The organism is Dactylosporangium darangshiense, assembly GCF_039537565.1.
Classification (GTDB): Bacteria; Actinomycetota; Actinomycetes; order Mycobacteriales; family Micromonosporaceae; genus Dactylosporangium; species Dactylosporangium darangshiense.
In genome coordinates this window covers 1-2404 of the sequence record NZ_BAABAT010000153.1, presented here as the reverse complement: position 1 = coordinate 2404, position 2404 = coordinate 1, and the positions used below count along the sequence as shown (strand labels likewise).

Annotated in this window: 1 protein-coding gene; it reads right to left on the bottom strand. The window is 64.9% G+C overall.

Features of this window, described 5'->3' with window-relative positions; translation table 11 throughout:
• Positions 1 to 2220 (bottom strand): hypothetical protein (locus ABD901_RS58350; protein WP_345144968.1); only part of this gene is annotated, 2220 nt, incomplete at its 3' end.
• Positions 2221 to 2404: the final 184 nt, after the last annotated feature.

Below are 2404 nucleotides of genomic sequence, written 5' to 3'. Positions count from 1 at the left end.
ATCGGACGTGGCAGGCCCGTACACCACGATCTCCAGCGGCGGCACCGGCACACCGGCCGAGCGGCGAGCCATCAACTGTTCCGTGAACTCCCGCAACGGAACCGCGTGCACGGCCGAGCTCAACCCGTGCAGGATCGCATCAGACGAGGGATTGAGTGAGTCTATGTCCGGCCCGTACATCCGCAGCACTGTGTGGCCATGCTCGACAACGACCGGTTGGAAGTTGGACGGAATCGGCTCCCCGTGGTCATCCCGCGTATATGCAAGTTCAGCCGGTGCTACCGCATGCGCCTCCAGTGTGGAGCTTATCGCCGACCGTAGTGCAGCAAGGTCGGCCGGACCACCCACCCGATGGTCCACGCCCAGCATGCGCAACAAACGGTTGAGCATTTCATTGTCACGCGCACCGCCTCGATCCCGAAGCAGCTCATCGGTCGGCCACACATTCGGATCATTGATCGACAACCCGCCCCGTTCCCGGTGCCGACGAACTGTGGGGGTCCAATGCGGCTCCTCACGGTCATGGAACGTGACCTGCAGATAGAGCTGCCGCCCGACGTCCGAGACAAACCGCGCATCATTGACCATGCGGGCTGCCTGGAGTGCCAGAACTTGCAGACGATGCACCTGCATCACCCCCACGCCGTCCAACGGCACCAGGCGGAGATTGATCCGAAAGACGTCCACCGGCAGGTACGGCAGCGCCAGCGGCTGGGAAGAAGCCTCGCGGAGCCTCAGCACCCCATACGCGGCGACCGTCACCTCCCGAGACAGCGGCCCGCCAGGGCGATCAACGGTCCACGGCCCCGACGCCGTATCTGCATCTACAGTCCTGTATCTCGTCACCTGCGTGAACGATTCAGGTGAGGACTCCGCAAGAAGCCGCTCAATCACCTCAAGCGGCAACCTCGGACCCCGCACCGACCCCGACCCACCCACCTCACCGGCCCACGCTGCACCGACCCGGCCGTCCTGACCCGCCGCAGCAGCCTGCCGTTCAACCCGCTGCACAGCCGCCGCGTCCGCGACCAACGCCCTGGTGTCCAACACCGAAAACGTCTCGCCCCCGCTGGAACGCGTCCAAACAAAACGCGCAGGCACACTCAACGTAATCCGGTGAACATTTTCCGCAACGGGGTGCCTCGGCGGGACCGCCACCGCCAAACCCACCTCATTGCCCAACCAACGCCGAATGACATCGGCACTCGGCGCCTCCCACAACACGAAATCGAGATCAACCGCACCCTCGACATCGTCGGTCTCCTCCCACGTGCGCAACAGCATCCGCGTCAAAAACGTGCTATCACGCACGTTGACGGCGGCATCGCCTCCCTCAATTCGTAGCGCCCGGAGGAAGAAATCGACGGCACTTCCCCTCATCCCCCGGTTCGGCATCAGGTCAAGCAGGGCAGAACTCCACGGTTCGACGCCCCTCGGTATCCAGGTTCGATGCCATTCGACTCTGTTTTCAGTTCCTCTGGCCGCAAAGGACTCGGCCGCAATGACCCAGAGCTCGAGCTCGAACGCCTGCGTGATGAATCGCGACTGTTCCCAGCGAACCCCCACGCCAAGCGGTCTGAGCAGCACCAAACTCGATATGCCGGCGGGTAGCAGCTGCCGGAACTCCTCGGCAGTCATCCACTCGCCCCCGGAAGCCGAACGCAGCAACGACCAGGGCGCATGACGGACCGACCCGTGTTCCACCTCGACGTCGTTCAACCCACCAGACTCGAAAAAGATCGTGTCCATTGTGGCGGCGTCAAGCCTCCGGTACAGCTCGTCGAGCGTCACGCCGTGATCAAGCCGCACCGTCGCCAGGCCGGTAGCGTAGTGGTTCACCCACAGGCCCCGATCCCGTGGCAGCGCCGCGACGTGAATCTCCGGATTGGTCCCCTGCTGCTCCAACCGCACCACAGGAATACTCACCCCGTCCGGGAGCCGCAGCGTCACCGCCGGCTCACCGTCGGACGCCACCCGCGCAACAGGACCCTGCAACCAATGCCGCACCGCGTCAAGCCGCTCCAGCTGCGTGCGGGCAGGACCCACAGGTATCCGCACCTGCCCGGCCTGATGCGCCACCGACGCCACCAGCTCAGCCGCCCACTCGTCGCCCGACACGTCGAGCTCAGCAGCAGCTACCACCTCCGCCAACAGATCTCCCGGCACCCAATGCGGTCCACGCCGCAAGGCGTTGCGAAGAAGGTACTGCGCCAGATCCACCCGGCCCGGCACCGTCGCCCACGCCCGCGCCACAGCCTCCCCGACACTCGAATACCTCTCCAGCACCAGACCCCCCGGTTGCGTGACAAACCAGGAAGCACCATCCCCGGACGGGGAATACACCACCGCCCTCGGAACCTCCACACCATGCAGCGACCGCTCATCGATATGCGCCTGCATCCGC